The organism is Micromonospora sp. HM5-17 (assembly GCF_003762835.1).
Classification (GTDB): Bacteria; Actinomycetota; Actinomycetes; order Mycobacteriales; family Micromonosporaceae; genus Plantactinospora.
Genome location: NZ_RJWA01000002.1, coordinates 796,290 through 819,719 on the forward strand (window position 1 = coordinate 796,290; position 23,430 = coordinate 819,719).

Consider the following 23,430-nt stretch of genomic DNA (forward strand, 5'->3'; position numbering starts at 1 on the left):
GTCCCAGACCCGCCGGCCACGACACGGGCGGTGGTTCCGCCGAACGCCCGGGTGCACTCCGGCGCCCACGGGGAGGGCTCGGTGCTGGTGGAGGACGTGGAGATCAGCCGGGGCATCGGTGTCCGCAACGCCGTCCTCAAAGGGAACCACGCCATCGACAGGAACGTGGTGGTACCGGAGGGCGTCACGACCGGTGTCGATCCGGAGCGGGACCGTGAGCGGTTCACGGTCGTCGAGCATGGGATCGTGGTGGTCGGCAAGGGACGACGGAGTGAACCCTGAGCCGGACCGGCCACCGTGGGCCGGCCGGACGTTCCACCGGTCGACCCGCAGCCCGCGTCCGTGAGCGCGCCCGCCCCGCGCGGCGAGGACGCGGCCCGGGGCCCGTCCCGCGGGCCCGTTCCCATGCGAGGAGAAGGAGGTTCGATGTCGGTCCACGCCCGTGCCGGCCAGCCTGCCCAGCCCGAGGATCTGGTCGACGTGGCACGACTCGTCACCGCGTACTACGCCGAGCACCCGGACCCGGCCGACCCCGGGCAGCAGGTCACGTTCGGCACCTCGGGTCACCGAGGGTCCAGCCTGCGGTGCGCGTTCAACGAGGACCACATCCTCGCCATCACCCAGGCGACCTGCGACTACCGGCGACAGCACGGGATCGATGGGCCGTTGTTCCTGGGCCGGGACACCCACGCGCTCTCCGAGCCGGCCGCGGTGAGCGCGCTGGAGGTGCTCGCCGCGAACGAGGTGACCGTGCTCGTCGACAGCCGGGACGGCTACACCCCGACTCCGGCACTGTCGCGCGCGATCCTCAGCCACAACGCCGGGCGGAGCAGCGGACTCGCCGACGGTGTGGTGATCACCCCGTCCCACAACCCGCCCACCGACGGCGGGTTCAAGTACAACCCCACCCACGGCGGCCCGGCGGACACCGACGCCACCCGGTGGATCCAGGACCGAGCCAACGAGCTGCTGGCCGATGGCCTTCGTGGGGTGCGCCGGATCCCGTACGCCCGGGCCCGGGCGGCCGAGACGACCGGCCGGTACGACTTCCTCGCCGCCTACGTCGCCGACCTTCCCGCCGCGGTCGACATCGCGGCGATCCGGGCAGCCGGGGTGCGGATCGGCGCCGACCCGCTCGGTGGGGCCAGCGTGGCGTACTGGGGCGAGATCGCCGAGCGGCACGGGCTCGACCTGACCGTGGTGAACCCGCTGATCGACCCGACCTGGCGCTTCATGACCCTGGACTGGGACGGCAAGATCCGGATGGACTGCTCCTCTCCGCACGCGATGGCCTCGCTCATCGCGCGCCGGACGGACTACCGGGTCGCCACCGGCAACGACGCGGACGCCGACCGGCACGGTGTCGTCACCCCCGACGGCGGGTTGCTGAACCCCAACCACTACCTGGCAGTCGCGATCGCGTACCTGTTCCGCCACCGCCCCGAGTGGGCCGCCGACGCCGCGGTCGGCAAGACCCTGGTGTCGTCCTCGATGATCGACCGGGTCGCCGCCGATCTCGGCCGGAGGCTGCTGGAGGTGCCGGTGGGCTTCAAGTGGTTCGTGCCGGGGCTGCTCGACGGCTCGGTCGGCTTCGGCGGCGAGGAGAGCGCCGGCGCCTCGTTCCTGGCCCGCGACGGCCGGGTCTGGACCACCGACAAGGACGGCATCCTGCTCAGCCTGCTCGCCGCCGAGATCGTCGCGGTGACGGACCGGTCGCCGAGCGAGCACTACGCCGACCTGGTCGCCCGCTTCGGCGAGCCGGCGTACGCCCGGATCGACGCCCCCGCGACCCGGGAGGAGAAGGCGGTGCTCGGCCGGCTCTCGCCGGAGCAGGTCACCGCCACCGAGCTGGCCGGCGAGCCGATCACCGGGATCCTGACCACCGCCCCGGGCAACGGTGCCCCCATCGGCGGCCTGAAGGTCAGTACCGAGTCCGGCTGGTTCGCCGCCCGGCCCTCCGGGACCGAGGACGTCTACAAGATCTACGCCGAGTCGTTCCAGGGCCCGGAGCACCTGAGCCGGGTGCAGGAGGAGGCCCAGGCCCTCGTCACCGACGTGCTCAAGGGCGCCTAGCCGGCCGGCGGTCGGGCTGCTCCGGGGCGCCCCACCCCCGGAGCACCGGCCGGCCCGAGGCGACCCGGTCCGCCGCCACCCCGGGCTAGCGGGGTGGCGGATCGGGCGGTGCCGGCGGGTGCCGATATCCGCCGGTGCCGTATCCGGGCGGCCCCGGATACCCGCCCGGGACGCGGTGACCGGGTGGGGTGGGCGCCGCACCCGGATACGGGTGACCGACCACGACCGGTGGCGGCGGGTGCGTCCGGCGGCGTCGGCCGCGGACGAGGAGCCAGCCGAGGACGCCCACCCCGCCGAGCAGGGCCAGGAGGCAGAGCCCTCCGACGACGAAGGCCAGCGGGCTGAGGGTGATGTCGGTCGGCTGGTCGGCGCCGGGCAGCGCCGCCGCGGGGGGAGTGGCGGCGTCGCCCGCGGGCGGGCTCGCCTCGGCCGTCGGTGGCGCCTCGGCGGGTTCGACGTCCGCGGTGAGCGCCTCGACGATGTCGAGGACGCCGTAGCCGTACTCGGGGTCGCGGCCGGGCGCGCCCCTGTCGTCCGCGGTGGCGGTGAGCCGGTGGACGACCTCGGTCGCCGACAGGTCCGGGTACCTCGCCCGGACCAGCGCCGCCGCTCCGGCCACGATCGCGGTGGCGTCGCTGGTGCCGGTGCCGGCGCGGTAGCCCCCGGTGTTGCTGGTGGAGGCGATGTCGACCCCGGGTGCGGTCAGCACCATCTCCGCGCCGGTCACGCTCACCGACGCGATCCGGCCGTCCCGTCCGGTGGCGCCGACCGCCACCACGCCCGGATACCGGGCGGGGTAGCCGATGAACTCGTCGTCGGGGCGGTTCCCCACCCCGGCCACCACGACGACGTCGGCGGCCAACGCGTCCTGCACCGCCTTGCGCAGCGCGGCCGACGAGCCGGCGACCAGTGACAGCGACAGGACCCTGGCGCCACGTCGGACCCCCTCGGCGATGGCATCCGGCAGATTCCCGGCGTGGCCGACCTTGGACTGCGAGTCGCGGATCGGCAGGATCCTGGCCTCGGGCGCGATGCCGAGCGCGCCGTCGGCGTTGCCCGGTCCGTGGCCGTGTGCGGCGATCAGGCCGGCCATCGCGGTCCCGTGCCCGTTGGTGTCCTGCTGCCCCCGGGTGTCCGCGCCGGTCAGGTCCACGCCGGGCAGGACGTTACCGACCAGGTCGCGGTGGTCGGCACGCACCCCGCTGTCGATCACCCCGACGATCACACCCTCGCCCCGGCTGACCTTGTGTGCCGCGGCGATGTCGAGTGCTCGCAGATGCCACTGTCGATCACGTATCTCGTCCGCGAGCGCCGGGCCGGGTGCCCCCAGACCAGCGGCGAGCACCCCGACCGCGACCGCCGCGGACCAGCGTCCCAGCCGTCCCCTCACCGGTCCTGCCCGATGACTCCGCCTCCGGTGTCGTGCCGGCTGACGCGCCGGTTCGGCTCGATCGAGGGCGCGACCCCCTCCTCGACCTCCCACGGGTTGTCGGGGTCCCAGCGCCGGTGATCCCGCTCGCCGCCGTCCGACCGGCCCCGGCGGCCGCCCACCGGGGCGGCACCGCCGACCGCGCCGGCGGCCCCGGCGCGGCCCGTTCCCGCCGCACCGGGCGGTCCGATGACCCCGCCGACCGGATTCACCCGGGGGGTCCCGCCGCCCACCGGCGTCGGCGGAACACCGCCGACGCCGGTCCCGGGCCGTCCGCCGATCACGCCCCCGGGGGGCAGAACGCCACCGGAGCCGAGCGAGCCGGGACGGCCGACGCCGCCCGGCACCGGTGGAGCGGGGGGAACACGGCCGGCACCGACACCCCCGCCGCCCCCACCACCGATCGGCGGTACCGCCGAGATGATCGGCGGGGCACCGAGTCCGGGGCCGGACGCCGTCGGCTGCGGAGTCACCGGCGGCGAGACCGGGGGCGAACCCGGCGTCGGACCCGGCGTCGGAGCGGTCGGGGGAAGCACGGTGGACAGACTCGGGCCGTCGTCGGTGGGGTACGGCGGCGACGCGGGCTGGTGGGGGAGGACGGTGACCGGCCCGGGGCCGACGTCCCCCTCGATCTGCCCGGGGCCGACGTCGCCCTCGATCTGTCCGGGACCGGCGTCGTCGGACACCCGGCGGTGGGACGGCGGGTCCACCTGTGGGGGTGGGATCGCCCGGTCGTCCGAGCCGTCGCCAATCTCCCGTCCGTCGTCACGTTCGGTCCGCGGCGGAAGGTACTCCGGGGGCGGCTTCACCCGTTGCCCACCGTCGCGGGCGGCGCCGTCCAACTGCGCCATCAACGCGTGGGCCTGCCGGTTGAGCGCCTCCTGCCGACCGTCCTCGACGGGCGGCGAGGTGAAGGCTTCGAAGAGGCCCTCGCCCACCCGGTCGCCGACCGTACGTCCCAGCTCTCCGGCGTACGACTGGCCGATCGCCCCGCCGATCACGCCGGCCTGTTCGATCTGCTTCTGGTAGTCCGCGAGCCTCTGCTGGTTGCTGACGTACTCCTCGTAGATCGGCTTCAGCTTCGCGCGGGTCAGCTCGATCGCGTTCGCCACGTGGTTGATCTGGGTGGCGTTGTTCGCGGCGACGGTCGAGGTCTGCTCCGCGGCGGTGATGAGCCGGTCCAGTTCGCCCAGGTAGGCCGCGGAGGCGGCGTTGCTCTCCGGGGGCCACAGGGCGGCGAGCTGCGCGCGGCAGCTCCGCAGCGTCCGGACGTGCCCGTCGAGCATGCTGGAGGCCCGGTTCCAGGCGGCGACCTGGTCGCGGCTCGGTTGGAGCTGGCGGTAAGCCGTATCCACCATCTGCCAGAGCTGGACGACGGTGAGAGTGGCGGGACGCTCAGACACCGGCGGTACCTCCCGACGGAGCCGGCGGGGCGGACGGGGCCGGGGGCTGGGTCGGTCCCAGCGCGTCGTAGACGTCGGTGACCGTGGCCCGGGCCAGGTCGTCGGTGGTGCGGTAGTTCCGGGCTATCTGCTCGGCGGCACTGGCCATCGCCTGGGTTCCCCGGTCGAGGTTGTAGAGCGAGTCGAGCGTCGCCTGGATGCACTCGTCGTACCGGTCCCGGAGGTGGTCCCACTCGGCACCCAGAATGCCGGTGCCGATCGTCGCCCCCCGCTCCATGGCGTCGTGCACGGGCGGCACCTGGGTGCGGTAGCCCTGCCGCAGCTCCTCGCGCATCACCGCGGCTGCCTTGGCGAGGCCATCGATCTCCACGGTGATCTGGTTCATCAGCGCGCCGGCCACGGCGCCGGCCACCGCGCCGAGGTTGCCGCCCACCGAGGCGGCGACCGCGGCTGCCGCGGCGACCCGTGGGTCGACCTGGCTCATCCCCACCCCTCCCCACGTGTCAGCGGACATCAACGTCGCTCATTGTAGCGGACGGGGGTCACATGATTGCTGTCCGAACTCGTTGCCCGTCAGGGTGGGAACGCCGGTCGGCCGGCGCCGCTCACACCCGTTCGAAGTAGGCGCGGACCCGCGACACCACCGTCTCCAGCTGCTCCTCGGTCAGCTCCGGGTAGATCGGCAGGGAGAGGCACTCCCGCGCCCACGCCTCGGTCACCGGCAGGTCGCCCGCCCGGTATCCGAGCGCCGCGTACGCCGGCTGGAGGTGCAGCGGGACCGGATAGTGCACCCCCGCACCGATGCCGGCCTCCCGCAGGTACGCCAGCAGTCCGTCCCGGTGCCGGGTCCGGACCACGAACAGGTGGTACACGCCGCGCCGGTTCGCCGGCTCGACCGGCAGGACCAGGTCACCGACACCGTCCAGCCTGGACCGGTACGCGGCCGCCAGCTCCCGCCGCCGCTGGTTGCTCTCCCGAAGGGTGGTGAGTTTCGCCGTGAGGACGGCCGCCTGGAGGGTGTCGAGTCGCGCCGCGTACCCGACGACCAGGTGCTCGTACTTGGTGGCACGCCCGTGGTCGGCCAGCCGGCGGATCGTGTCGGCGAGCGCCGGATCCGCGGTGGTGACCGCCCCCGCGTCGCCGAACGCCCCCAGGTTCTTGCCCGGGTAGAAGGAGAAGCAGCCAACCCGGCCGTACGCGCCGGCCCGGACGACCGATCCGTCGGCCCGGACGAACTCGGCACCGTGCGCCTGCGCGGCGTCCTCGATCAGCGGGACCCCGGCGGCCGTGGCGAGGGCCCCGATCGCGTCCAGGTCGACCGGGAGGCCGTACAGGTGGACCGGGACGACGGCCCGGACCCGGTCGATGACCGCCTTGAGCGCGTCCGGATCCATGCCGCCGGTCTCGGCGTCGACCTCGACGAAGCGTGGCCGGGCACCGAGCCAGGTCACCGGCTCCGCCGTGGCGGCGAAGGTGTGCGCCGGCAGCGCCACCTCGTCCCCGGGTCCGACTCCGAGGGCGGCCAGGCTCAGGTGAATGGCGGCGGTACCCGAGGCGACGCCGACGGCGTGCCGGGTGCCGCAGAAGGCGGCGAACGCCGACTCGAACTCGCCAACCTCCGGACCGAGGATGAACCGGGTCTCCGCCAGGACCCGCCGGATGGCCGCATCGATCGCGTCGCGGTGCCGGGCGTACGAGGCGGCCAGGTCGACCAGGGGGATTCGGGGCATCGCGGGCTCCTGTTCGGTGGGGACGGTGGGTCGGATCCGGCGGACCCGGCGGGCTCAGGAGGCGGCGGCCGTCAGGTCGAGGGACGCGTCGTCGGTGCGGGTCCGGGCGGACCCCGGGATCTCGACCCGCGGCACGGCGACCGCGGCGCCGCCGGCCCGCAGCGAGGCGTCGGCCGCCTCCAGCACCGCCACGACCCGGGCGCCGTTCCAGCCGTCGGTGCGGGGCCGGGTGCCGGTGCGGACACAGTCGAGGAAGTGGGCGAGCTCCAGAGCGAGCGGCTCGGCCGTGGAGAGTTCCGGCACGTGCACCGCGCCGTCACGCAGCCGGTACCGTCGGACGCCGGTCCCGTCCGGCTCCACCGGCTCGGCCCCCTTGTCGAAGACGGTCACGCGTGCCTCGGGCCTCAGGTCGTCGTAGACGAGCATCCGGCGGGTGCCGACCACGGTGGTCCGGCGCGTCTTCGCCGGATCCAGCCAGCTGACGTGCATGTGCGCGACGACGTCCCCGGGGTAGCCCACGGTGACGAACATGACGTCCTCGACGCCGTCGTGCAGGTATCGTCCGCCCTGGGCGGCGACCCACCGCGCGTCGGTGCCGAGCAGGTGGTTCGCGATCGAGACGTCGTGCGGCCCGATCGACCAGAACGAGTGCAGGTCGCTCTGGATCCGGCCCAGATTGAGTCGCTGCGAGTGCAGGTAGAGGACGTCGCCGAGCTCGCCGGCCCGGATGTACTCACGCATCCACTCCACCGCGGGGACGTACTCGAAGGTGTGGCCGACCATCAGCACCAACCCTGACCGGTCCGCGGTGTCGGCCAGGGCGACCGCGTCGGCGAGCGACATCGCCAGCGGCTTCTCGACGAAGACGTGCCGGCCCGCCGCCAGTGCCCGCCGGGCCAACGGCGCGTGGCTCGGCGCCGGGGTGGCGATCAGTACGGCGCCCACCTCGTCATCGCCGAGCAGTGCGTCCAGATCGTCGGTGACCACGACGTCGGGATAGCGTTTTGTCGCGGCCCGGCGGCGCTCCGGGCTGGCGTCGACCAGGTAACGCCAGCGCGGTCCGGCGAGCCGGGCGAGATTCCGGGCGAGGTTGGTGCCCCAGTAACCAAAGCCGATCAGGCCGATCTTCGAGGTCACGATGTCGTCTCCCAGCAGATCGAGGTTCGCGTCGCGAGAAATCTCCGCGAACCGGGATGGTCGGCTATTGTGGAGGTGCCGACGAGGGCTGTTCCCGCCGACGGACACGAGGATTCCGCCGAAATGCGAGGCCGATTCGTCGTCCGTCCGGCGAATATGTCGGCGGCAGTTGTCGCCGCTGTTCCTGCGTCACGTCACCGGAATCCTGCTACGCAATCTGCGCGACTCGCCAGCGGGCTGTCCAGTTCCCGACCTGTCCGGACCCGCCGGGACAGTTCCCGGGGCGGCCCCGACCGGGTTTCCTGAGCCATTTGGACGGTTTGCTCAGGACGACCGGGACGACGACGGCTGGCTGTTCCGGGTGTTCGGCACCAGTGCGCCGGGCCGCTGTTCGTGCTCCGGTTGACCGCAGAGCCAGGCGAGGTGCTCAATCAGTTTCTCCGGGTCGTCGAACGGGTCCAGGGCGGTCACCTCGGCCGGATTCAGCGCGGGCACCGGGACGTGGGAGATCAGCGGGTGCAGCGGGCGCGCGTCGATTTCACCGGTGCCGAAAAGCTCCTCGTGGAGCTTCTCGCCGGGCCGGAGCCCGGTGTAGACGATCCGGGCCGGTCCCGGCGCCTGGGCCGCGAGCTGCCGGGCGACGTCGTCGATCCGGACCGGCTTGCCCATGTCCAGCACCAGCGCCTCACCGTCCCGGCCGATCGCCGCGGCCTGGAGCACCAGGTGCACCGCCTCCTGCACGGTCATCAGGTAGCGGGTGACCTCGGGATGGGTGACCGTGATCGGCAGACCCGCCTCGATCTGCGCCCGGAACGCGGTCACCACCGAGCCGCGGCTGCCGAGGACGTTCCCGAAGCGGACGCTGAGGAACGTGCCGGGGTAGGTGGCGGCGGCGTACGCGGTGAGCCGTTCGGTGATCCGCTTGGAGTAGCCGAGCACACTGACCGGATTCGCGGCCTTGTCGGTGGAGATGTTGACGAACTTCGCCACCCCGCGGCAGGCCTCCAGGACCGCGAGGGTGCCCCAGACGTTGGTCTGCACCGCCTCGCCCGGGTGCCGCTGGAGCAGCGGCAGGTGCTTGAGCGCGGCGGCGTGGAAGACGATGTCCGGCCGGCGTTCGGTCATGATCCGGGCGAGCCGCTCCGCGTCGCGGACGTCGGCGAGGATCAGCTCGGAGCTGTCCAGCAGTGCCCGGCCGGAGAGGGACAGTTGGAGGCTGTGCAGCGCGGACTCGTCCCGGTCGAGCATCATCAGCTCGGCGGGGTTGGCCCGGGCGATCTGCCGGCACAGCTCCGAGCCGATCGAGCCGCCCGCACCGGTCACCAGAATCCGTCGGCCGGTGAGTTCCTTGTCGGCCGTCTTCAGGTTCGCCGCCACGTGGCGGCGGCCGAGCAGGTCGTTGATCTCCACGTCGCGGACGTCGGCGACGCTGATCCGGTGGTCGACCAGCTCCCGGACCGGGGGGAGCACCTTGAAGGCGGCCCCGGCGGCCAGGCTGGCGCTCCGTACCTCGCGGATCAGTTCGGCGTCCGCGTTGGCGACGGAGAAGATGACCGTGGTGGCCCCGGTCCGGGCGACCGCCTCGGCGATGTCGCCCCGGCCGCCGAGCATCCGGACGCCGTTGAACCGGAGGTGCCGCTTCGCCGGGTCGTCGTCGAGCAGCCCGACCGGCAGGTAGCGACCCCGCGGGTCGCTCATCATGGCCTGGAGCAGCGCCTGTCCGGCCGAGCCCAGGCCGAAGAGCAGGACCGGGGTGGCGGAGTGGATGGTGGGGCGCAGGGATCGGTCGCGCTGGTACCGGTAGGCCGCGCGGACGGACAGCATCAGCAACAGGGTCAGCGCGCCGCCGACGACCGGGGTACTGGCGGGCACCGGCCGGTCCGCCGTGGAGAGCACGACGCCGAGCATGAGCGCGGCGGTGCAGCCGACGGTGCTGGCCAGGGTGCGGGCCTCCTCCAGACTGCCCAACGGGTGTCGCCCCTGGTGGAGGTGGACGAGCGTGGTCACGCCACAGTGCAGGGCCGCCGCCACCAGGCCCGCGCCGGCCACGGACAGGACACGATCCGTGGTGAGGGCGAACTCGTACCGGGCCCACGCCGCGGTGAGGAAGCCACCGATCCAGGCCGCGACGTCGGCGGCGAGCAACAACGCCGTACGCCGACGCGAGTCCGCGCGTCGGCGTACGGGGTGGCTGCCGCTGGGTGCTTCGGTGCGGCCTGGCGCCTCTTCGGTACGTGGCATCTGCTGCTCCCTCGTGCGATGTGCGGACCGCAGGCCGTCGAGTGGTGTGGGAACGTCCGGTCACAACACCTATCCGATGGGGGCCGGTCGCCGGGCAGGTTTCACCTTTTCCACGTCGCGATTTCCCGCGCGTGACCTGACGCCGCCGATGTCGTTTGCATAGCGGGCGGACCAACGGGGTGAGGAGGAAAATTGAAGATCGTCGTAACGGGAGGGGCCGGATTTATCGGCTCCAATGTCGTGCGGGCGCTCGTGGAAATGCCGGAGGTCAGCGATATCGTCGTCATTGACGACCTCTCGACCGGAAGGCTTGACAATGTGGCCGGCCTGCCGACCCGTTTCGTCTGCGGTTCGATTCTCGAATCCGCGCTCCTCGACGACGCGTTCGCCGGCGCCGCGAGTGTCGTCCATCTGGCCGCGGTGCCCTCCGTCCCGCGCTCCATCGAGGATCCGGTCCGAACCCACCAGGCCAACGCCACCGGCACCCTTACCGTGCTGGAGGCCGCCCGACGGCATCGGGTGCCGCAGGTCATCCTCGCCTCCTCGTCATCGGTGTACGGCGCCAATCCCGCCCTGCCCAAGCGGGAGAGCCTGCGTCCGATGCCGCTGAGCCCGTACGCGGTGTCGAAGCTGGCGACCGAGGCGTACGCGGTGGCGTACGCCTCCTGCTACGGCATGGCGGTGCTGCCGTTCCGGTTCTTCAACGTCTTCGGGCCCGGGCAGGCGGCGAATCACGCCTACGCCGCGGTGGTCCCGGCATTCGTCTCGGCGGCGCTGGACGGGCGTCCGTTGCGGGTCTTCGGCGACGGCCGGCAGACCCGGGACTTCACCTATGTCGGGAGCGTCGCCTCGGTGCTCGTCGAGGCCGTCCGGCGACGGGTGTCGGCGCCGGACGCCGTGAACCTCGCCTTCGGCACCCGAACCTCCCTGCTGGGCCTCATCGCTAAACTCGAGGCCGTCCTCGGCCGTTCCGTCGAGGTCGTCCACGAGGCGCCCCGGCCAGGCGATGTCCGGGACTCGCAGGCGGACTGCACGCGGCTGCGGACGCTGTTCCCCACGGTGAGTCCCTACCCGCTGCGGGTGGGTCTGGAGGCGACCGTCGCCTGGATGTCTGCCCGCGTCCCCGCCGGACGGTAACGCCCGCGACATGCGTGGTTCAGGGCAGGAGACCGTCGAGCGGCGGACGTCCCCGACCGATGATCCGCCGGCCCGGACGCTGCCGGGCGGGGCCGACGGACGTGTCGTCCCGGACCGTAGCCGTCGCCTCGCCTCGGGAATCGTCACGGCGGTGCTGAGCCGGGGAACCGGAGTGCTGATCCCGCTCGTCCTGGTCCCGGTCACCCTGTCGTATCTCGGCGCGGATCTCTACGGCCTCTGGATGGCGGTGACCGCGCTCACCGGCATGGTCGCCTTCGCCGACCTGGGTCTCGGCAACGGGCTGATGACGAAGCTCGCTCCCTGCTACGCGAGCGGGGACACGGAGAAGGCCCGCCGCTACATCTCCAGTGCGTACCTGGTCTTGGTGACGGTCTCCCTGGGGATCTGCGTCCTGCTGTGGCTCGTCTCCACCGTGGTTCCCTGGGCGTCGCTGCTCAACGCCACCGCGACCGCCGATCCCGCGGACGCCCGGGCGGTCGCCCTGGTCTGCCTGACCGGGTTCGTGCTGAACATCCCCCTCTCGCTGGTGATCCGCGTCCAGTACGCGTACCAGCAGGTCGGCAGGAGCAACATCTGGCAGGCGGCGGGGAGTCTGGCGGCGCTCCCGCTCGCACTGGGCGCGGTACACGCCGAACTGCCGCCGGTCACGGTCATCGCGGCCACGATTCTCGGCCCGCTGCTGGTCAACCTGCTCAACACCGGCTGGATGTACCTCCGCGAGATGCGGCCCATCGCTCCCCGGCTCGGGGCCGTCGACCCGGCGCTCGCCCGGGAACTGCTGCGGCTGAGTGGCCTCTTCTTCGTCCTGACCATCGTCTGGTCGGTGGCGCTCAACGCGGACAGCCTGGTCGTCGCGCACGCCCTCGGGTTGGAGGCGGTGACCACGTATGCCGTCCCGGCCCGGGTCTTCAACCTGCTCGGCTTCCTGGTCACCCTGGTGAACCTCCCGCTCTGGTCCGCGAACGGCGACGCGCTGGCCCGGGGCCACCTGGGCTGGGTACGCCGGACCACCCGGCGGATGACCCTCTTCTCGGCGTTCGCCGCGCTGGTTCCGGCCGTGGTGCTGGTGCTCGCCGGGGACGGCCTCTTCGCGCACTGGCTCCCGGTCCCGATCGGCGTGGACGGCTGGCTGCTGGCCGGCCTGGGACTGTGGATGGTGGCGCTGGCCGCGACGTCGCCGTGGGCCATGGTGCAGAACGCGGCCGGTGTTGTCCGGCCACAACTGCTCGGCGTGTCGTGCTATCTCGTGCTGTCCACGGTCGGGAAGTGGTACGCCGCGAAATGGTACGGCGTGGCCGCCGTCCCGTACGTGTCGGTCGTCGGATACGGACTGACGGTGGTTCCCTGCACGTTGTACGGCTACCGACGGGCGCTGGCGGTGAACGCCTCGCCGGCGTCTCCCACCGCGGCGGCAAGGGGCGGTGACGTCCCGACCCGGCTGGCAGAAGGACTGAGCGGATAGCGGCGGGACGAGCGCGACTGGCGGCGCGCGGCTGTGGAGTTTCCATCCCCGGAACCGACAGGATCAGGATTGGTGAACGATGAACAGAAGGTCGGCGATGACTCGGGTGCGGGCGTTGATGCCGGGCGTTCCGCGTTCCCGCAAGGAGGTGCTGGCGTCCCTCCACGTGTTGTCCTCCCTCCGGGCCGAGGGTTGGCATCGCTCGCTGAGCGGGGGAGGGCCGGTCGACGCCGATGGCGCGCCCCGACCGTGGCTGACCTATCCGGCGGTGGCCTGGCTCGAGAGGGCGCTGACCCCGGCGACCCGGGTCTTCGAGTACGGCGCCGGCTCCTCGACCTCCTGGTTCGCCCGGCCCGGCCGGGTGAGGGAGATCGTCTCGGTCGAGCATGACCCGGGGTGGTTCGCCCGGCTCCCACAGCCGCCGAACGGTCGGATCGTCCACGTTCCGTGTACGGGTACGTGGTGGGAGACCGACGACGACGCACCGTACGTGCGGGCGATCGCGGACGGGGCGCCCTGGGACGTTGTGGTCATCGACGGGATGGGGCGGAACACGTGTGCCCGGGTCGCCGCCGATCATCTCACCGCCACCGGCCTGGTGGTCCTTGACGACACCGACAACGCCGCGTCGCTACCGGCGCAGACCGCGCTCGCGGACCGGGGCCTCGGCCGGCTCGACTTCTGGGGGTTCAAGCCGGGGATGAGCACCCGGCTCTGCACGTCGGTATTCAGCCGGGACTTCAACGCCTGGCTCGCCACCGCCTGACCAATCGTCTCTCGCCCACCAGCCGCCGGCGATCCGTTCGACAGAAGGGCGTGCACCATGTTCGTGACGCAGCCGACCCGACGCGACGCCTGGGTGGCGATCGTCGGTCCCTTCCGGTTCCCGTGGGGACAGGCCGGCTCTCGGCGGGTCTACGGCCTCGCCGGCTCGCTCGCCGCCTGCGGGTACGACGTGGTGGTGGCGGGCGGCGAGGATGGGCCGGCGACGGCGACCCGGCTGGACGGGATCGACGGACCCGGAACGGTCGACTACCTGGGACTGGGCGAGATCCCCCCGGCCCAGGCCGGTCGGCTCGCCCGGTCCGTGCGGTGGTTCCTCCGCTGGGGTGAGCGGACGGTTCGCTGGCTGGACGCCCAGCCGACGAAGCCGTCGCACGTCCTGGTCTCCGGTGGTGACGCGCCATACATGGTGCATCTGCGGCGGTGGTGCCGGCGGAGCCGGGTCCCGCTGCTCGCCGATGTCGTCGACTGGTACAGCCCTCGCCAGCTCCGCGGCGGCGTCCTCGGGCCCCCGTACCTCAGCGCCCAGGCGGCCCTGCGCTACCACTACCCGCGGTGCGACGGCATCATCGTGGTGAGTTCCTTCCTCGAGGAGTACTACCGGGGCCGGGGGACGCCGGTGCTGCGCGTTCCGCCGACCCTGGACGTCGAGAACCTGCCGGTGTATCCCCGCCGGGTCGACGCCGACGTTCCCGGCCTCCGCCTCGTGTACGCGGGTTCGCCGGGACGGAAGGATCTGGTCGCCACCATCGTCCGCGCGGTGGGTCGGGTTGATCCCGAGGGGGCACATCTGGAGCTGCGGATCTTCGGGCCCACCCTGGAGCAGGTCACGCGGCTTCTCGACGGCGAAGCGCTGCCCCGGGGCGTCCGGGTGCTGGGGCGGCTGCCGCAGCCGGAGATTCCGCGCGTGTGGCAGGAGGCGGACTTCAGCGTCCTGCTCCGTCAACCGGCCCGGTTCATCCACGCCGGATTCCCCACGAAGTTCTGTGAGAGCCTGGCCAACGGCACGCCGGTCATCGCCAACCTCACCAGCGACCTGGGCCGTTACCTGCGCGACCGGCACGAGGGACTGGTCTGTGCCGACCACTCGGTGGCGGGCCTGACCAGCGCGTTGCGGACCGCGTTGGGGCTGACCGTCGCCGAGCGGAAGCTGATGCGGGAGGCGGCGCGTCGGCGGGCGCGCGCCGCGTTCGACTTCCGGGTGTACGCGGAGCCGGTCGGTGCCTTCTTCGACGCCCTCCGCCGGTAGCCCGCCCACCCGCGTCCGCCCGATGCCGCCAGCCGCGCGGTTGCCGGAACGTCGTCGCCCAGCCGTGGTTACCGGGGCGCCGCAGCCCGGTCGTGTCCGGGCACGATGTCCCGGGTGGCCGCGCGGACGGCCCGGTAGAAGGCGTCCCGGCGGGGCGCCAACGCCGTCTCCGCGAAGTCGGCGGCGCGGGCCAGGTTGCGGGCCGACGCGGCCGTCATCCGGGCGGGATCCGTGACGAGCCGCCGGATCGCGTCGGCAAGGGCGGTGACGTCGTCCGGCGGCACGAGGTCCTCCGGCGCCAGCAACTCGGGTATCCCGCCCACCGCGGAGCCGACGGCGGGAAGCCCGCGTGCCATCGCCTCGATCAGCGCCTTCGGCAGACCCTCGGTCCGGGACGGCATGACGAAGAGGTCCGCAGCGTCGAGCTGCCGCCACACCGCGTCGCCGGCGGGAAGCGTGCCGGTGAGGGTCACCCGGTCCGCCACCCCCCACCGGGCCGCCAGGCTCTCGATCTGGGGGCGGCACCGGCCGTCACCGAGGTGCACGAGTCGGAGCGCTAGCCCGGTCGCCGCGAGCCGGGCGAGCGCCGCCACCAGGACGTCCACCCCCTTGTACAGCTGCTCCAACGTGCCAACCGACACCAGCGTCGGCACCTCGGGTACCCGGTCGGCCCGGCGGGGTCGGGGCAGGTACGCCTCCGGCGGCAGGTCGATGCTGGAGTACGCCGCGGTGACCGCTCCGGCCCGGGCCGGGTAGCGCGCCTGGAGATATCGCTCGGTCACGTACGCTGCGGCGACCGCGTTCCGGCACTGCCGTCGTAGCCTCGCGGTCTCCCGCCAGCGGAGGAACGGGCGCGCCGGATGGTCGACGACGCCCGGGGCGAAGACGTCGTACGGGTCGCCGACCACCTCGACCGCGTACGGCCGGCCCGTCCGTTCCCGTTCGCGCGCGAGGAGCGCACCGATCGGGGAGGGTACCCGCAGGACGACCGCGTCTCCGGGGCCCGCCGCGGCGCGTACCGCCCGGACGACCGCGGACCGGCGGGCCAGGTACTGCCGCGGCCCGACGTACCAGGGCACGGGCCACACCTGCACGGCGTCACCGTCGACCCGCGTGGCGCCCTCCTCCGGGCTCGGTACGTCGGCCACCCGGGCAACCACCCGGACCCGCTCGAAAGCGGAGAGATACCGGGTGAAGAACCGGTACGCCGGCCCGCCCCGGGTCCAGACCACGCCGTCCGGCGTACGGCTGAACCTCGCCTCGACGGTCACCACGACGGTCGCTGGAGAAGATTGGGGGAAACCCGCGGGGGATTGAGAGATATTCACGGCGGACGCCCTATCGCCAGGCGAACATTTCAGCCCAGATATCTATCAGAGTCGGGCCCGGGAGGTATCGTATTTCGGGTCGTTCCGCGGGTGTCGATCGGCAAATTGCGTGTCCTTCGACTTATCGCGTCGTTGACTAGATGTTGTAGGGAAGCCCGTTCGCCAGCCTGTCGAATGCGGCGTGACGACTGCGGCGATAGATCGGACGATGAGATGCATGTAGTGATAATGGCCGGTGGGAAGGGTACCCGGTTGCGGCCGTACACGACGGCGTTGCCGAAGCCGTTGATGCCCATCGGGGACAGCCACGCGATTCTGGAGATCGTCCTTCGTCAGTTGGCGGCGCGGGGTTTCACCGATGTCACCCTGGCGATCAACCATCTCGGTTCCCTGATCCGGGCATTCGTCGGGGACGGTTCGCGTTTCGGGCTGCGGGTGGACTACGTCGAGGAGCGCGTACCGCTCTCGACGATCGGCCCGCTGTTCGGGATCCGGGACCGGTTGCCGGAGCACTTCCTGGTGATGAACGGGGACGTCCTCACCGATCTCGACTACGCGGACCTGCTGCACACCCATGTCTGCTCGGGGGCGCCGCTTACCGTGGCGACCTGCCGCCGCACGGTACACGTGGACTTCGGGGTGCTCGCCGTCGACGACGGCCGGATCGTCCGGTTCAGCGAGAAGCCCAGCCTCGACTACCAGGTCAGCATGGGGGTCTACGCCCTCTCCTCGCGCACCATCGCGGCCTACCCGGAAGGACTCGCGTTCGGGTTCGACCAGCTGATGCTGGACCTGCTGGACCGGGGCGAACTGCCGGCCAGCTACGACTTCACCGGCTACTGGCTCGACATCGGACGCCCGGAGGACTATGACGAGGCCAACCGGCGATTCGAGGCGCTGAAGCCGACTCTGCTGCCGAACCTGGTGCCGGAGCCGGTATGACGGTCGTCCTGATCTTCGGCGCGTCGGGTTTCATCGGCCGCCACGTGCGTCGGGCGCTGGCCCCCACCGGCACACTGCACTGCCCGGGCCGGAACGAGCTCGACCTGGTGGGCTGTGAGGTGGCCGAACTGGCCGCGCTGCTCCGCGCCACCCGGCCGGACGTGGTGATCAACTGTGCCGGGCGGCTGACCGGCGGCGGCTACGACCTGATCCGGGCCAACACGATGGTGACGGCGAAGCTCATCGAAGCGGTGGCGGCGGAGGCGCCCGGGGCGCGGCTGGTCCGGCTGGGCTCCGCGGCCGAGTACGGCCCGGTCCCGCCGGGACACGCGGTCACCGAGCGGGACCGGACCTCCCCGGTCAGCGAGTACGGTCTCAGCCAGCTCACCGCGACCCGGCTGGTCGAGCTGGCCAGTGCCGCCGGTCGGGTGGACGGAGTGGTGCTGCGGGTCTTCAACCCCATCGGTCCGGGGCTGCCCGAGGAGTCCCTGCTCGGCAGGGCCGCGGCGCAGCTACGCCGGGGAACGGTGGCCGGCGGGCCGGGGTCCCTCGCGCTGGGTCCGCTCGACGCGTACCGGGACTTCGTGGACGTCCGTGACGTGGCGTCGGCGGTCGTCGCCGCGGCCACCGTCAGGCCACTCGCCGAGCGTGTCTTCAACGTCGCCAGCGGCCGGGCGGTCTCGACCCGGGACGCGGTGCGCCTGCTCGCCGAGGCGGCTGGTTTCACCGGCGAGATCCGGGAGGACGGCGCGGCACCCGAGCGTTCCGCTGCGGTGCCCTGGATCTGCGGCGACATCCGTCGGGCCGGTCGGCTTCTCGCCTGGGCCCCGGAGTACGACCTCGCCGGATCGGTCAAGGCGATCTGGTCCGGCTCCGCCGAGTGAGGCGGCACCCAATCTCAAGGAGGCAGCAGCTTGTACCGCAGAATCGGAGTCGTCGGGCTCGGCTACGTCGGCCTGACCCTTGCCGCCGCGCTCGCCCGGAAGGGCTTCCAGGTGTACGGGGCGGAGGCCCAGCCCAGGGTGCTGGAGTCGTTGCGGTCGGGTCGGGTCCACATCTACGAGCCCGGCATCGACGAGGTCTTCGCCGACTGTCTGGGTCGCTCCCTGTTCGTCGGTGAGGCGTTGCCCCGGGACGTCGACGTCGCGGTGCTCTGCGTCTCGACCCCGGTCGACGGCCGGGGGCAGCCAGACCTCGCCAACCTCACCGCCGCTGCCGAGCAGGTGGCACGGTGGTGCGGCCCGGAAACCCTGGTGGTCGTCCGCAGCACGGTCCCGGTCGGGACCAGCCGCGCGGTGGTGCTGCCGCCGCTGGTGGCGGCCTGGGGGAGGGCCCGCCTGGTGATGGCGCCGGAGCGGACGATCCAGGGACAGGCGTTGCGGGAGCTGGTCGAACTGCCACAGGTCGTCGGCGGGTTGAACGAGGAGAGCCGGGACGCCGGGGCGGCGTTCTTCGGCCAGCTCGCCAGCCGCGTGGTGCCGGTCTCCAGCCTGGAGGCGGCCGAACTGGTGAAGCTGGCGAACAACTGCCACACCGACCTCATCTACTCGTTCGGCAACGAGTTGGCGCTGATTGCGGAGCGGCACCGGCTCGATCCGCTGGAGGTGATCGGCGCGGCGAACCTCGACTACCCACGTCCGGACCTCAGCCGGCCCGGCTACGTGGGCGGCGGATGCCTCTCCAAGGACCCGTACATCATGATCGCCAGTGCCGGGGAGCGTGCACCGTTCCTGGTCGGCGCGGCCCGACGGCTCAACGAGTACCTGCCGGTGCACGTCGCCAACCGTGTGGTGGAGCTGCTGCGGCAGGAACACGGGGCGACCGCGGGCGCCCGGCTGGCCGTGCTGGGCTGGGCGTACAAGGGGTGGCCGCCCACCGATGACATGCGGGGGACCCCGATCGCCGCGATGATGCCGGTGTTCCGGGAGGCCGGGCTGGTCGTACTCGGGCACGACCCGATGGTTCGCGAGGACGTCATCCGCGCGTACGGCGGCGAGCCGACCAGTCTGGACAAGGCCTTCACCGAGGCCGACGCGGTGCTGGTGGTCAACGACCACCCGGACTACCGGGCGATCGAGCTCGGGTCCGTGCTCGGTACGGGCCGGCTGAAGCTGGTGTACGACTCGTGGCGGATCCTGGACGAACGGGCGGTGACGGCCGCCGGGATCCGGTACGCCGGCATCGGTTACCTGCCGGCGGCCGGGCCGGCCCGGGACGGATCGGCGGTGCTGGGCTGATGCGGGTGCTCGTCCTCGGCGGCGCCGGGTTCATCGGCGCGCATCTGGCCGAGCGTCTGGTCAACGAGGGGCACCGGGTGACCGTGGTCGACGACTTCTCCCGAGGGCGTGACGACCGGCAGCTCGCCGCGTTGCGCGCCCACCCGGCGGTGGAGGTGGTCTCCGCCGACCTGACCGACCACGCCGCCTGGGCGGCGCTGCCGCACGGCTGGGACCAGATCTATCTGTTGGCCGCAGTGGTGGGGGTCCGCAACGTGGAGGCCGACCCGGTGCGGGTGATTCGGGTCAACAGCCTCACCGCGCTCCACCTGCTGGACTGGGTCACGCCCGGGGAGCGGGTCTTCTTCAGCTCCACGAGCGAGGTGTACGCCGGCGGGGTTGACGCCGGGATCGTGCCGGTGCCGACCAGCGAGGACGTCCCGGTCATGGTGGCGGATGTGACCGCGCCACGGTTCGCGTACGCGATCAGCAAGCTGCTGGGCGAGGCGGCGTTCGTGCACGCCGCAGCGGCCCGGGGCGTTCCCGCGGTCGTCGGGCGGTTCCACAACGTGTACGGCCCGCGGATGGGCACCGACCACGTCGTACCGGAGATGGCGCTGCGGGCACTGGCCGGCGAGAACCCGCTCCGGGTGTGGGGCTTCGACCAGTACCGCGCCTTCTGCTACGTGGACGACGCGGTGGAGGCGATGCTGCGGCTGATGGACTGTCCGGAGGCGGTGGGTCGGATCGTGCACATCGGTAACGACGTGGCCCCGACCAGCATCGCCGATCTGGCGAGGTTGGTGCTCCGGACGGTCGGGGTGAGCCCGGCCCTGCAGCCGCTGCCGGCCCCGCCCGGTTCGGTCCGACGTCGCTGCCCCGACCTCGGCACGCTGCGCCGGCTGACCGGCTTCGAGCCAGCGGTGCCACTGGACGAGGGGGTCCGCCGTACCGTCGACTGGTATCGGGAGTGGCACGCCGGGACGGCCGGCCGATCCGTCCAGCCGCGTGCCGGCAACCATGACGGAGCCGACCCCGCCGCCGTCCGCGACGACACCCGCCTCGCCGTCGAGCGGCGGGGGAGCCGGAGTAGCTGAGCGGAACGAACCGCGCGAGGGGACGGGTGCGGAAGCAGCCCGCCGCCAGGGCGCGATCTCTCTGCGGGGAGGTCGCGCCTTGGCGGCTCGGCTTGTCCGGCCCTCATTCCTCACACGGTCCCAGCTCTGCGCTCCCTCCACCCCACCCCCCGCGTCCGTCGTTCCGCTCGTCGGGGTCACGGCGCCGGTGCCCGGTGCCGTCCCGTCGCGGGTGCCGGCCGGGTCGGTCCGATCCGCGACGCCAGCCACACCACCCCGGCGAGGGGGAGGACGAGCTTGATCAGAAACCACAGGTTGTTGTCGAGGTCGGCGGTGGGGAGGAACGCACCTGCCCAGAGCATCGGGGCCAGCAGCTTCGGGCCCAACGCCGCTTCCTGCCGCGCCCGGGCGTAGTACCGCCGGCTGAACACCACGACCAGCCCCAGGACGGCGAACGAGGCAACGCCGCCGAGAGGCCCGAAGTTCATGACCGCCTCACCGGCGAGGCCGTAGACCCGGCTCGACCGGATGCCCGACTCGAACGCCCCCGGGCCGAAGAGCACGTCGGTGCCGACCGCGACCTTGTCCCGCGGCCGCTCCGGGAGGATCGAGTTGGGGACCAGGAACGAGACGTCGCCGACGTAGCTGACCCCGTACGCGAGTTCGGCGTCGCCCCGGAGCTGGCGGTCGAGCAGTAGTGCCTGGATGTCGGCCCGGGAGAGGTCGCCCAGCAGGAGGGCGGGTACGTCGCGACCGGTCTCGGCGGACAGTTCCTCGACGCTGCGGGTACCCCGGGCGGCCTCCAGCACCTCCAGTCCGGCCGACTTGTAGAGGCCGTAGACGTACATGAAGACGGAGACGATCATGACGAACACGCAGAGCTGCTTCCGGGAGATCCTGACCACCAGCAGGTGGACCAGGGTCAGCGCGATCAGGACCGGCCAGATGGTGTTGCTTCGGCTACCGCGGAGCCCGGCCACGAAGAACTGCGTGCCCGCGAGGCCGATCAGCAGCACGACGATGACCGCCGGGCGCCGCGCCAGTGCGGTCCGCCACCGTACGACGACGAGTGCGAAGACCAGCATCGGGAAGGTTTCGGCGAGGACGAGCAGCCAACCCAGTCCATTCAGGCGGGAGCGGTCGACAGCTCCCGTCATGGCGTTCAGGTAGCCGGAAAGCCCGCCGAAGAGAGCGACCTCCCCGCAGAACGCCAGGATGCTCACCCCGGCGGCGAACAGGCCGAGCCGGTAGAAGGCGGCGAGGTTGAGCTGCCGGGCCCGGCGTGCGACCCGACGCCGGTCGGGAGCGAGCAGGATGAGCCGGTAGACACAGAGCCCGACGACGTTCAGCATCCCCATGGTGCCGAGCGCCTCCCGCCAGTCGCCCGGGCCGATGACATAGCGGGGCCAGTGGTCGAGCATGACGTTGAGGATCGGCGCCAGATAGAAGAAGTGGACGCCGAACAGGCCCAGCACCGCCTGCGGGTCGAAGATGTCCCGGCGACGCCGCAGCCAGTCGATCGCGTCGATGCCGACGAGCACGCCGCACGCGGACACCGGAAGCAGGAACCAGTGGCGGAGCCGGGGGTCGACGAGCGCCAGTATCGCGCTGGCCGACGTGACGAGGAGATATGCCAGGCCGAGACTGATCGCGTCGTCCCTCGACCGCTGCCTGGTCGGGACGTTCTCCGGACGCACCTCCTCGGCGGCCCGGTGCAGGATGGCCGGGGCGCCCATTCAGTCCAACGCCCTCTCGCGCTCCGGTGTCCCGATTGGGACCGGCTCCCCGAGCTGCCGATGGTCGTGGACCGGCGGGGACTGGCCGGCTCTGGGCGGTTCGCCACGCCTGCGACTCCACAGAACCCGCCACTGGGCCACGGCATGGTCGAGGAGGAACGGTGACGCCCGGAGGGCCTGGCGGATCCGCCCGCGCTGCTCCGTCGTCGTCCCGGCCTGCCGCCGCGCGGCGTCGGCCCAGCGGTCCGCTCCGGCCGACAGCGGCAGCAGGTGCAGTCCGGGCACGTATCCGGCCAGCTCACGCAGGCACGGCAGGTCGGTCGCCACCACCGGAACGCCGACGGCCAGGGCTTCCAGGACGACGCCAGGCAGCCCTTCCCACCGGGAGGGAAGCAACAGAACGTCCGCCGCGGCCAGCGCCGAGGCGATCTCCTCGGTCTCGCCAGCGAGCCGGACGTACGGGTCGTCCCGAAGCCGCGGGTGGGCCGAGGTCAGGTCGTCTGTCCCGCCCGGACCGACGACGAGGAGCCGGGTCTCCGGCCACACCCGGCGTACGGCGCGGTGGACCTCCACCAGGAACGGCCGGTTCTTCACCGGTGCGGCCCGCCCGATGTGGAGCAGGACCGGTGCGTCGGGTGGCAGCTCCCACCGAGAGCGTGCGGATCGGCGGTCCCAGCCGGTGACGCGATCAGGGGAGACACAGTTGTGGAGCACCCGGTACCGGGCGTCGCCGGCCGGGGGAGCGGCGAGGCGCAGCGCGGCGGCGGTCACCCCGACGACGTCGGTGGCGGTGTGTCGGAGCAGATGTCTGAGGAACGCGCGTCGGACCCGCTGCGCCACGCCGTCCGGGCGTCCGTCGTTCTCGCTCCAGATCCGCGCCACCCGTACCGGCACCCGGGCGACCAGGGCCACCAGCAGGACGACCGCGCTGGCCAGGCTGACGTGCGAGACGACCACGTCCGGCCGGAGCGTACGCAGGCACCGAAGCAGCCGCGGCGCAAAGGAGCGGGCCGGCGCCAGCGGGCACTGTCGTACCTTGGCTCCGGCGGCCCGGAACTCGTCGGCCAGCCGACCCTCCCGTCCGGCCAGGGTGAGGAAGATCTGTTCGACCTCCTCCGGCGGCACCGCGCGGCAGAGGTCCAGGGAGACGGTCTCGGCGCCACCCCGGTCCAGGCTGCCGATGACGTGTACCACCCGGGTCGGATCCGGGCTCCGTCCGCGGCTCATCGGCGGTCTTCCCGTCCGGCCCGTCCGGCCGGCCGGGGCAGCGCGCCGGATCGGAGCGGGTGCCGGTGCGCGTCGTTCAGTCGGCTGTCGGTGGTCACGCTGTGCCTCCAGCTGGTCCGTCGGGTCAGGACGTGGGTGGATCCGGTGCGATGTCGGCACGGCGGCTGGGTGGGTTATATCAGCCGACTGATAGCGCTACCCGGTGTTTCGCGAAACAGCAGCAGAATCTGGACTGTTAGC

At 72.4% G+C, this 23,430-nt stretch carries 19 protein-coding genes; 10 read left to right on the forward strand and 9 right to left on the reverse strand.

Annotated features, from left to right (window positions below; genetic code table 11):
* Nucleotides 1-30 precede the first annotated feature (30 nt).
* Both EF879_RS27190 and pgm read left to right on the forward strand, forming a co-directional pair.
* Nucleotides 31-282, forward strand: coding sequence for a hypothetical protein (locus tag EF879_RS27190; protein ID WP_158624141.1), 252 nt, complete (start codon nt 31-33; stop codon nt 280-282).
* A gap of 144 nt (nt 283-426) precedes the next feature.
* Nucleotides 427-2,073, forward strand: coding sequence for a phosphoglucomutase (alpha-D-glucose-1,6-bisphosphate-dependent) (pgm, locus tag EF879_RS08605; protein WP_123556493.1), 1,647 nt, complete (start codon nt 427-429; stop codon nt 2,071-2,073).
* Between the two features lie 85 nt (nt 2,074-2,158).
* Here pgm and mycP read toward each other — a convergent pair whose 3' ends face one another.
* The 6 genes from mycP to EF879_RS08635 all read right to left on the reverse strand — a co-directional run bounded on the left by mycP (nt 2,159) and on the right by EF879_RS08635 (nt 10,013).
* Nucleotides 2,159-3,463 carry a type VII secretion-associated serine protease mycosin gene (gene mycP, locus EF879_RS08610; protein WP_123556495.1) on the reverse strand — a complete coding sequence of 435 codons (1,305 nt, stop codon included), beginning with the start codon at nt 3,461-3,463 and terminating at the stop codon, nt 2,159-2,161.
* A complete protein-coding gene (locus EF879_RS08615) occupies nt 3,460-4,905 on the reverse strand; it encodes a hypothetical protein (protein WP_148086389.1) in 1,446 nt (481 codons plus the stop codon). Before EF879_RS08615 ends, mycP begins: the two co-directional genes overlap by 4 nt.
* Nucleotides 4,898-5,419 (reverse strand): hypothetical protein, encoded by a 522-nt coding sequence (locus tag EF879_RS08620; RefSeq protein ID WP_148086390.1) that lies wholly within the window; start codon nt 5,417-5,419, stop codon nt 4,898-4,900. Before EF879_RS08620 ends, EF879_RS08615 begins: the two co-directional genes overlap by 8 nt.
* A gap of 91 nt (nt 5,420-5,510) precedes the next feature.
* Nucleotides 5,511-6,635, reverse strand: a complete 1,125-nt coding sequence (locus EF879_RS08625) for a DegT/DnrJ/EryC1/StrS aminotransferase family protein (protein WP_123556501.1) — start codon at nt 6,633-6,635, stop codon at nt 5,511-5,513.
* A 54-nt stretch (nt 6,636-6,689) separates the two neighbouring features.
* Entirely contained in the window at nt 6,690-7,772 is a 1,083-nt protein-coding gene (locus EF879_RS08630) for a Gfo/Idh/MocA family protein (RefSeq protein WP_158624142.1), read from the reverse strand.
* Nucleotides 7,773-8,096: 324 nt separating this feature from the next.
* Nucleotides 8,097-10,013, reverse strand: a complete 1,917-nt coding sequence (locus tag EF879_RS08635; RefSeq protein WP_123556504.1) for a nucleoside-diphosphate sugar epimerase/dehydratase — start codon at nt 10,011-10,013, stop codon at nt 8,097-8,099.
* A 192-nt stretch (nt 10,014-10,205) separates the two neighbouring features.
* Between EF879_RS08635 and EF879_RS08640 the strand changes: the two genes are divergently transcribed.
* The 4 genes from EF879_RS08640 (at nt 10,206) to EF879_RS08655 (ending at nt 14,665) form a co-directional block, all read left to right on the forward strand.
* On the forward strand, nt 10,206-11,150 hold the full coding sequence (locus EF879_RS08640) for an NAD-dependent epimerase/dehydratase family protein (RefSeq protein ID WP_123556507.1): 945 nt from the start codon (nt 10,206-10,208) through the stop codon (nt 11,148-11,150).
* 10 nt (nt 11,151-11,160) lie between these two features.
* Nucleotides 11,161-12,633 carry a lipopolysaccharide biosynthesis protein gene (locus tag EF879_RS08645; protein WP_123556508.1) on the forward strand — a complete coding sequence of 491 codons (1,473 nt, stop codon included), beginning with the start codon at nt 11,161-11,163 and terminating at the stop codon, nt 12,631-12,633.
* Nucleotides 12,634-12,730: 97 nt separating this feature from the next.
* Nucleotides 12,731-13,399, forward strand: a complete 669-nt coding sequence (locus EF879_RS08650; RefSeq protein WP_148086391.1) for a class I SAM-dependent methyltransferase — start codon at nt 12,731-12,733, stop codon at nt 13,397-13,399.
* A gap of 57 nt (nt 13,400-13,456) precedes the next feature.
* On the forward strand, nt 13,457-14,665 hold the full coding sequence (locus tag EF879_RS08655) for a glycosyltransferase (RefSeq protein ID WP_123556512.1): 1,209 nt from the start codon (nt 13,457-13,459) through the stop codon (nt 14,663-14,665).
* A 68-nt stretch (nt 14,666-14,733) separates the two neighbouring features.
* Here the strand turns inward: EF879_RS08655 and EF879_RS28605 are convergent, their stop codons facing one another.
* A complete protein-coding gene (locus EF879_RS28605) occupies nt 14,734-15,939 on the reverse strand; it encodes a glycosyltransferase family 4 protein (protein ID WP_305036040.1) in 1,206 nt (401 codons plus the stop codon).
* A gap of 282 nt (nt 15,940-16,221) precedes the next feature.
* Here EF879_RS28605 and EF879_RS08665 point away from each other — a divergent pair, with 282 nt between their 5' ends.
* Genes EF879_RS08665 through EF879_RS08680 form a run of 4 tightly spaced genes read left to right on the forward strand, consistent with a single transcriptional unit; the run spans nt 16,222 to nt 20,248 of the window.
* Nucleotides 16,222-16,935 (forward strand): sugar phosphate nucleotidyltransferase, encoded by a 714-nt coding sequence (locus tag EF879_RS08665; RefSeq protein WP_233604319.1) that lies wholly within the window; start codon nt 16,222-16,224, stop codon nt 16,933-16,935.
* Nucleotides 16,932-17,819 (forward strand): NAD(P)-dependent oxidoreductase, encoded by an 888-nt coding sequence (locus tag EF879_RS08670; protein WP_123556514.1) that lies wholly within the window; start codon nt 16,932-16,934, stop codon nt 17,817-17,819. Before EF879_RS08665 ends, EF879_RS08670 begins: the two co-directional genes overlap by 4 nt.
* A gap of 30 nt (nt 17,820-17,849) precedes the next feature.
* Nucleotides 17,850-19,172: a nucleotide sugar dehydrogenase gene (locus tag EF879_RS08675; RefSeq protein WP_123556516.1), complete on the forward strand. Its 1,323-nt coding sequence runs from the start codon at nt 17,850-17,852 to the stop codon at nt 19,170-19,172.
* A complete protein-coding gene (locus EF879_RS08680; protein ID WP_123556518.1) occupies nt 19,172-20,248 on the forward strand; it encodes an NAD(P)-dependent oxidoreductase in 1,077 nt (358 codons plus the stop codon). The genes EF879_RS08675 and EF879_RS08680 overlap by 1 nt, the downstream gene beginning before the upstream one ends.
* Nucleotides 20,249-20,424: 176 nt before the next feature.
* On the opposite strand, the gene EF879_RS08685 is transcribed toward EF879_RS08680, so the two are convergent.
* Nucleotides 20,425-21,963, reverse strand: a complete 1,539-nt coding sequence (locus EF879_RS08685; RefSeq protein WP_123556520.1) for a hypothetical protein — start codon at nt 21,961-21,963, stop codon at nt 20,425-20,427.
* Nucleotides 21,964-23,190 (reverse strand): glycosyltransferase family 4 protein, encoded by a 1,227-nt coding sequence (locus tag EF879_RS08690; RefSeq protein ID WP_123556522.1) that lies wholly within the window; start codon nt 23,188-23,190, stop codon nt 21,964-21,966.
* Nucleotides 23,191-23,430 lie beyond the last annotated feature (240 nt).